This is a genomic window from Lawsonella sp., from assembly GCF_011525565.1.
Taxonomy (GTDB): Bacteria; Actinomycetota; Actinomycetes; order Mycobacteriales; family Mycobacteriaceae; genus Lawsonella; species Lawsonella clevelandensis_A.
Window position 1 is genome coordinate 72,952 of the sequence record NZ_WVRS01000005.1, and the last position, 7,059, is coordinate 80,010.

Below are 7,059 nucleotides of genomic sequence, written 5' to 3' on the forward strand. Positions count from 1 at the left end.
GTGGGGTGACGCATACTTACGAAAGTTCCTGCAAAGACGGCAGGTCCTCCAGCCAAGTTCCCTCACTTAACCAGCAGCGCACCGCCCGGGTGGCCCGCGCATCGTCCTCGTTATAGGCCAGGAGACGGGCACGAGTCTGCTGCACAAGAGCCTTCCCCTTCCCCCCAGCCCGCGATGATGACCGCACCGCCTGCGAATGCCAGGCAATGGAGGCCTCCCCACTGGGTTCCTCGTCACGCCAGTGGAAGCCCGCCACTGGTGCCACTTTCTTTAACCCCAGGCCGTGCACGCCCACGAATTGGCGTTCAACTAGGCGGAAAACGTCTACCCAGTGGGGGCCATCCAGCAGCTCGCGCACCTCATCTTCGGACGGCATTCCCAAATAGTCTGCCTGCTGGCGCACATTGGCCAGCATCCAATGTCGTTCCCCCGCCTGCGCATAGCAGTACACGTTGCAGGAGAAGCCTTCTGCGGCTGCACGACGGCGTAGGCGCGCAATCCAATGCCATAGCCGCACAAAGCATTCCGCGGTACTCCGGTTGGGGAGCCGCTTCCACGTTACATAGGGGTGGTAGCCGGGGGCGGCAGCATCCCCCTCCGCCGCCCGCATAGTCTGCTCGGCTTCTGTGGACGTGTAGCTAAGTAGTGCACCCCACAGGTAGGCACCATCGTCGAGCACACTCTCCATATCGACATCGATCTCGATGTCCGCCCGCGGTACTTTCACCCGCCCCGATTTATACACCATGCCGAAACCGGCAAGGCTAGCGCGCGCTACCGCCACCGCCGTTGTAAAAGAACCACCTGGCCAATTCTCCGGCTCCACCACATCGAGGGCGGCCAGCTGGGCCACAGTGTGAATGTTCTCCTCCGCCAGAGCCTCCGCCTGCGCCGCGGACACGACCAGGCTGACATCATTCCTGCTCGTAAGATCGCGGTGGCAGAGAGTATCCCACCAGCCACACGTGTGGCATTCAGAGCGGCGGCGCGAATGCGTGGGAAGCTGGCGGAGAGTGTCGCAGGTAGTGCGCGGGTGATGTGTTCCCCCGACGAGGGTATCGTCCAGTTCCTCCACGAGTTCTTCCCGCTGCTCAAACTGGGCAAGATAGTTGGGGAGGGACTCCTCCAACCAGTGCACAATGGCGTACTGGCCATGCATGTCAATAACACCACCCTGGCCCGTCGCGGGAATACCGTGCGTCTGCATCAGCAGCCACAAGTGGGTGAGGCGGAGTTGGTCGCGAGTGTGGTGGCGGAGACGTAATTCCGGGTGGGGCTGCGGATCCCACCGGTCCAGGTTTGACGCGTGGGGGATAAGCGAGGGGCGGGAAAGGTTTTCCAGCGGAATATGGGGTGGGCGTGGGGCGGCGGCAGCCCGCACATCATAGGTTTTGTGGTTGACGGTAATGATGGGCGTGTAGTGTTCCCCATCCGCCGCCAGCATGAGAATACAGTGCGCCCCGGCGCGGTCTGTGGCGGGGTCGCTAGGCAGGTAGGCGCCACAAACAATGGGGGTGCGGTTGGTGACGGCCTGCTGGGTGGCCTGCCAGGCGGCGGACTGGTCACTGGGCATAAGACTAGCCCCGAAACTATCTACTAACTGCAGGTAGATGTGCTCCATGCGGGTTTTGCTGGCTTGCTGACGATGCTCCACCCCCACGGGGGTAATGGGGTCCGGGAGGAGGGGGGTGGTGGAGCCCAGGCGGTTGAGGAGGAAACGGTGATCACAGCCGAAAAGATCGTCTGCTGCAATGGGGTTGCCGTCCATGCCAGTCCTTTCCTCTCCGGCCTTAGATTACCTGCGGGCTTCTTGTAGTGAAAGTAGACTGCAGGTAACTGCATCTCATCTCTTGGATGCGGGACTATATGGCTCTCATATTGCCTGCTAGAAGAGAAAGAAGAAGGTAAACACTATGTTCGGAAAGAATAAGCCGGAAGAGAAAGCCTCCAAGCATGCCGACAAGGCCGCCAAGAAAGCCGCTAAAAAAGCGGAAAAGTTGCAGGCCAAGTTGCAGAAGAAACTCGATAAAAAGATCGACAAAGCTCAAAAGAAGAATGCTAAAAAGGCCGCTAAACTGCAAGAAAAGCTAGAGAAGAAGGCAACGAAGAAAGCCGCTAAGCGCGAAGAGAAGATCCGCAAAGTTGCCGAAAAACTCTCTGCTGAAGTGGAACAGCGCACCGCCTTTATTGACTCCGCCGCGAAAACCGGGGACAGGAAAGCCAAGAAGGCTCTGAAGAAAGCGGAGAAGAAGGCCGGCAAGGCGGAATCCCGTCTAGAAAAGGTGACGCAGGAACTCGCCAGGGAAGCTGAGCACCGCGCCAACTTCGCCCAGTCCAGGCTGACTGCTGCCTCTGGTGTTGTTGCCGATGTTGTTGGTAACGCCGCCAACGCCACCCAGAAGATTGCCAGCGTTCTTGAAGACAATGCTGGTGGCGCTGGAGAACTCGCCAAACTTGGCACCGAGAAAGCCGGGGAGGCCGCCATGCGTCTACAGCAGAAGGCGGAAAAGAAACTTTCTGCCGTCCACGATGTTGCCCACAAGGGTGCGGAGAAAACAGAAAAACTACTGACGTCTGCTGAGGAAAAAGCGGATAAGATCGGCACAAAAGTGAGCGAAAAAGCCGACAAAAAAGCCGACAAAAACATTGGCAAGGAAATTGTTGAGGCAGCGGGTGTAGCTGGCGCAGCACATGCGGCACACTCAGCACATTCAGCACACGCGAAGAAACGCACCTGCCCTCTGAAGCGTCTGAAGAAGTGCTCCCGGAAAGCCGCCCGGAAAAGTGACGCACTAGCCCCCACACTGATGCCACTTCTCTACACCGCAGCAAGCGTACTGACGACTTACCTTAAGAAGCGTCGCCACTAAAAAGTAGTGTTAGCTGCTGCTACAGCTGGTGGCATGTTAGCTGCCAGCTAGCCTCTAGCTAGCCGCTATTGGCTCCTGAAAAACTGAAAAGCAAGGAAGGGCCGCCCGAGAACAGTCAATCGGGCGGCCCTTCACTTGTGTTTTGATAGTTCATCCCGGACTATCAATCACCCATGGTGGCGATCAACCGGCACTCCCTTACCGACTGCCGCTATTAACCCACGGGGCTTAGCAAAGCAGCGAATCTACACAATACCGAAACTGCCCGCACGAGCTCGCACGAGGCAGGGGATTGCCCGATTCGCGCCTTACGCCTCCATTGTGTAGCGAGCGTCACACAGATGCACGTTATCCTTTGAAAAATCACTAATGGCTATTTTATATAGCGTCTACCAGCAACAACTACAGAAACTTATTGCCATCGTATTGTCATATTTAGCAATACTGTTAGCAGCACACTACTCGGTAGTCCTCGCTGGCACCAGAAGGAGAAAAAGCACCGTCAACAGAGACAACATCCCCCTCATGCAACTGCCGGCCACGCTGGCAGCACACCTCCCCATTGACACACACAAGCCCTTCCGCAATAGCCTCTTTCGCCATTGCCCCGGACTCTACCGCCCCCGCCAATTTCACAAACTGGCCAAGGCGAATCATGTTGTCACGAATCTCTACATCAACCATGGCTAATCTCCACTTCACTCGCTAACCAGACACTTCACTCGCTACGGCGTAGGCGCAGAATCTTTAGGACCCTCCCACTTGCAGACATAGTCAGCACTTGGGTAGCAGCCAGCCTCATTCATGTACTCCTGCCAGTAGAGTGGCTTACCACCATACGTATCCTGGTGGCGCGCATCATCAATATCCATTGTGACGGAACTCGACAGCACCTCAATGGGCTCCTGTGCCTTCATCGCGAAGAAATTCTCACGGTTAGACGACACAAGACGGATAGCCAGCCGGTGGCCACGCCACAGCACCCAATCATTCGGCAACGCCTGGAAATTCACAGTACTGGTACCCTGCCGCACCACAACAGCACCGCGCGTTATCAGAAGCGTTTTCCCATTCGGGGCAACATCATAAATGTTGGCGTTCAAGCTAGCGTCCTCCCACAAGAGTGCCTGCATACGCTGAGCAGTAGTTTTCTTATCTGCAGCCTGCCCATATTTGCCGGTGACGCCGTTGTAACGCACCGTCGCACGCACCCTCACATTGCCAGAAAGATGCAAATCCCGAGCCTGGGGCGCCATATACGCCCATATACCTTTCTCGCGGTTAAGAGACTGTGCATCCGCCTGCGGAATAGCCTGACCATTCCCATACGTGCGGGCCGCCAACGCCGTACCGTAGCGGACAATGCCGCGGGGTCCCGCAAAAGTAACAGTGCGATTCGGCTGCGGCCACGACGACTGAACACGCCAACGGCCCGTATTATCCTGCACAATAAAATTCGGACGGAAACGGGTAACCGCACCCTTCAGATAATGCGCATAGAAATCCATGACCTCCGCAAAGTAGCCGGGGCGACCCACTTTAATGTTCCCCTTCGCATCCTTCTCATTAGCGCGCACATGGTTCCACATACCCAACCAGCCACGCGTCGGAGCCTTACGGTCCTTCAACAATTCCACCAAACCATCAGGCTCCGTATTGTCCTCAATAAGGCCAGCGGAAATAAACAAGGGCACGGGGGAATTATGCGTCTTGGTGAGGAAAGACCGATCCCGCCAATATTTGTGGCTACGGATGGGGTCTAAAGAATTACGCAAATTGTCGGACAGGCAATGCGGGTGGGCCACCTCGTAGACACTGTTCTTCATATATTCGGGAGTGTCGTGAAGGACACGGCCGGGGGAGGCAGCAATCTCATCATAAGAAAGGCTCGTACCAATAGCGTTGTAGTAAGGGACCTCATTGTTATACAGGTAAGTGTAGGGCTCCATAGCTGGCTCCTGCGCCACCACAGCAGCCAACCCCCGCGGCTGATTACCTGCAGCAATAAGACCCGTCACCCCATCGTAGGATTTACCGAAAAGCCCCACACGACCATTCGACCACGGCTGTACCGCCGCCCATTCCACGGCGGTCACAACATCCTGCTGCTCCCCGGGACCATTCCAGTCCAAACACCCAGTAGAAGCACCCGTACCGCGCAAATCCACCTGCACCCAGGTATAGCCGGCCTCCATCACCTTGGCATCATTGAGGAAATCATGAAACCGCGGATTGGGGTGATTCGGGATAGTGGGATCAAGAAGAGTACGGATACGTTCCGGGTTGGTGACGGCATCGCCCACGCCCACCTCTGACAAGTGGTTGAAATAAGGCCCCACAGACATGATGACCGGAGTGCGTACATTATCCGGAATACCCTTGGGGCGCAAGACATCAGCATGGATAGTAGTACCGTCGGGCGTAGTAAAGTAATGCTCCGTCCAATTAGCATGCTGATTCCACGCCACATCCCGCGGATTCGCCAAAGACGCCGGAGCAAACCTAAGACCCGTCTTACTGGGAACATCCGCACTACTCGCACGATGGGTGGAATAGACGCCAGGCTGCACCGTAGCCTGCACCATAGCAGCAGACGCCGGGGAAGAACCCAAGCTGGCACCAATAACCATGGCGACAGCACCCACCGTGGCGGCAGCTACCTTAGTGACGGTGGCCGCTTTAGTAGTGGCGGCTTTAGTAGTGACACCTTTAGTGGCAGTAGTGAAGGGGACAGAAGTGACTCGTGTACGCATGAGTTCAGTGTAAGGTACTCCTCAATGAAGATGAACAGTCCCACTCCTCACAATTTTTTTACTGAATTTCTTTGCTGAGAGAAATCACTGGTCAGGTGGCTAGTAAAAAGTATTCATACCCTCTACACTAAAAACATACATAACACCAGTAACATCTGTTTTGTTTCCAGTGTTGTGCTTCCAGCAGCACACAATCCCATGCGACGTCCCCACCACAACGGAACCACCATGCACACACCACACACCCACCACAAACCCAGCACCAGCAATAACGCCACTAAACACGCAGGTAAACGTGGCGGCACACGCATGTCACAACGGGCCATCAAAGTCAGTGTTGCAGCAGTAACAGTTCCCCTCATCGCCGCCGGCGCCGCCACCGTCAACCCCGCCAACGCCCTCGACCTCACCCCCCGCGGCATAGACGTCGCCAGCCACCAACACCCCGGCGGCACGCCCATAAACTGGCAAAGAGTCCGCCTAAGCGGCTACACCTTCACCATCATCAAAGCCACCGAAGGCACCGGCTACACCAACCCCTACTTCAAACAAGACCGCGCAGGATCCCACAGCGTAGGAATGATAGTAGGCAGCTACCACTACGCCCGCCCCAACCAAAACCCCATCACCCAGGCACTCCACTACGCAGACACCATCGACTGCCAAAAACGCCCCATGGAACTCCCACCCGTGCTCGATCTAGAGGAAACCGGCGGACTACCACCCCTACTACTGCAGGGGTGGACAGCAGCGTTCCTGACCACTCTCAACCTGCACTGCGCCACCAACACCGTCGTCTACACCTACCCCTACTTCTGGCGTACAGCCATGCAAAACACCCCCATCTTCAGCTTCGCACCACTGTGGCTAGCCGACTACAACAACCATGCGAACCCCACCGAACCACTCCCCGGTGGATGGGCCAACTGGAACATTTGGCAGTACACATCCCGCGGAAGCGTCCCCGGAATACCGGCCGTCGTAGACCTCAACAAGTTCAACGGCAGCCTCGCCGGCCTAGCCGCATTCAGCCTACGACAACAAGCCGTCCCCACCGTGCCAGCTGTCAATGTTAAAGGCCAGTGGAAAGTTGACCCCAGCTACCTCGAAAAAGCCCTGAAGCAGGCCAAGAAGGGTCTACGGGTTGCACCCATCTATCAGACACCGATGGGGGCAACCCCTATGGCAAACTACCAGGCCACATCCCGCTAGGCACTCAGCCTCCCCAGGCACTCAGCCTCCCACTAGCCACTAAGCTGGTGTGTTCTCCACTCAGATACTCAGTTACCTGGTCGGATATTAAATATCCGGCGTGGTGGCGTGAAAACAGTGAGGAGTGCTCCGTAATTAACGTGCCCTTGTGTTTATCGTCCGGTGCCGTAGAGGGGATCATCAGGGTGGCGGATAGGACCGCGAGGGAGATTACCAGGTTGGGG

The 7,059-nt window shown here is 56.6% G+C and carries 6 protein-coding genes; 2 read left to right on the plus strand and 4 right to left on the minus strand.

The genetic code is table 11. The annotated features are described in order from the left end of the window. Positions 1 to 16: 16 nt before the first annotated feature. Complete coding sequence (locus tag QZV76_RS04495; RefSeq protein WP_290598630.1) at positions 17 to 1,768, minus strand: TM0106 family RecB-like putative nuclease; 1,752 nt, start codon at positions 1,766 to 1,768, stop codon at positions 17 to 19. 145 nt (positions 1,769 to 1,913) lie between these two features. Between QZV76_RS04495 and QZV76_RS04500 the strand changes: the two genes are divergently transcribed. Then, on the plus strand, positions 1,914 to 2,870 hold the full coding sequence (locus tag QZV76_RS04500) for a hypothetical protein (protein ID WP_290598631.1): 957 nt from the start codon (positions 1,914 to 1,916) through the stop codon (positions 2,868 to 2,870). Positions 2,871 to 3,317: 447 nt separating this feature from the next. On the opposite strand, the gene QZV76_RS04505 is transcribed toward QZV76_RS04500, so the two are convergent. Both QZV76_RS04505 and QZV76_RS04510 read right to left on the minus strand, forming a co-directional pair. Continuing rightward, the gene (locus tag QZV76_RS04505; RefSeq protein ID WP_290598633.1) at positions 3,318 to 3,554 is read right to left on the minus strand and encodes an RNA-binding S4 domain-containing protein; all 237 of its coding nucleotides are present in this window, start codon (positions 3,552 to 3,554) and stop codon (positions 3,318 to 3,320) included. A gap of 41 nt (positions 3,555 to 3,595) precedes the next feature. Further along, the gene (locus QZV76_RS04510; protein WP_290598635.1) at positions 3,596 to 5,623 is read right to left on the minus strand and encodes a CocE/NonD family hydrolase; all 2,028 of its coding nucleotides are present in this window, start codon (positions 5,621 to 5,623) and stop codon (positions 3,596 to 3,598) included. Positions 5,624 to 5,851: 228 nt separating this feature from the next. Between QZV76_RS04510 and QZV76_RS04515 the strand changes: the two genes are divergently transcribed. Beyond that, positions 5,852 to 6,835: a glycoside hydrolase family 25 protein gene (locus tag QZV76_RS04515; protein ID WP_290598637.1), complete on the plus strand. Its 984-nt coding sequence runs from the start codon at positions 5,852 to 5,854 to the stop codon at positions 6,833 to 6,835. 4 nt (positions 6,836 to 6,839) lie between these two features. Here QZV76_RS04515 and QZV76_RS04520 read toward each other — a convergent pair. Further along, a partial coding sequence (locus QZV76_RS04520; protein WP_290598638.1) for a hypothetical protein occupies positions 6,840 to 7,059 on the minus strand: 220 nt, incomplete at its 5' end.

Coding starts and splice junctions, on each gene's coding strand:
- QZV76_RS04515 (WP_290598637.1), top strand. CDS start 5,852: ATGCACACACCACACACCCACCACAAACCCAGCACCAGCAATAACGCC.
- QZV76_RS04495 (WP_290598630.1), bottom strand. CDS start 1,768: ATGGACGGCAACCCCATTGCAGCAGACGATCTTTTCGGCTGTGATCAC.
- QZV76_RS04510 (WP_290598635.1), bottom strand. CDS start 5,623: ATGCGTACACGAGTCACTTCTGTCCCCTTCACTACTGCCACTAAAGGT.
- QZV76_RS04505 (WP_290598633.1), bottom strand. CDS start 3,554: ATGGTTGATGTAGAGATTCGTGACAACATGATTCGCCTTGGCCAGTTT.
- QZV76_RS04500 (WP_290598631.1), top strand. CDS start 1,914: ATGTTCGGAAAGAATAAGCCGGAAGAGAAAGCCTCCAAGCATGCCGAC.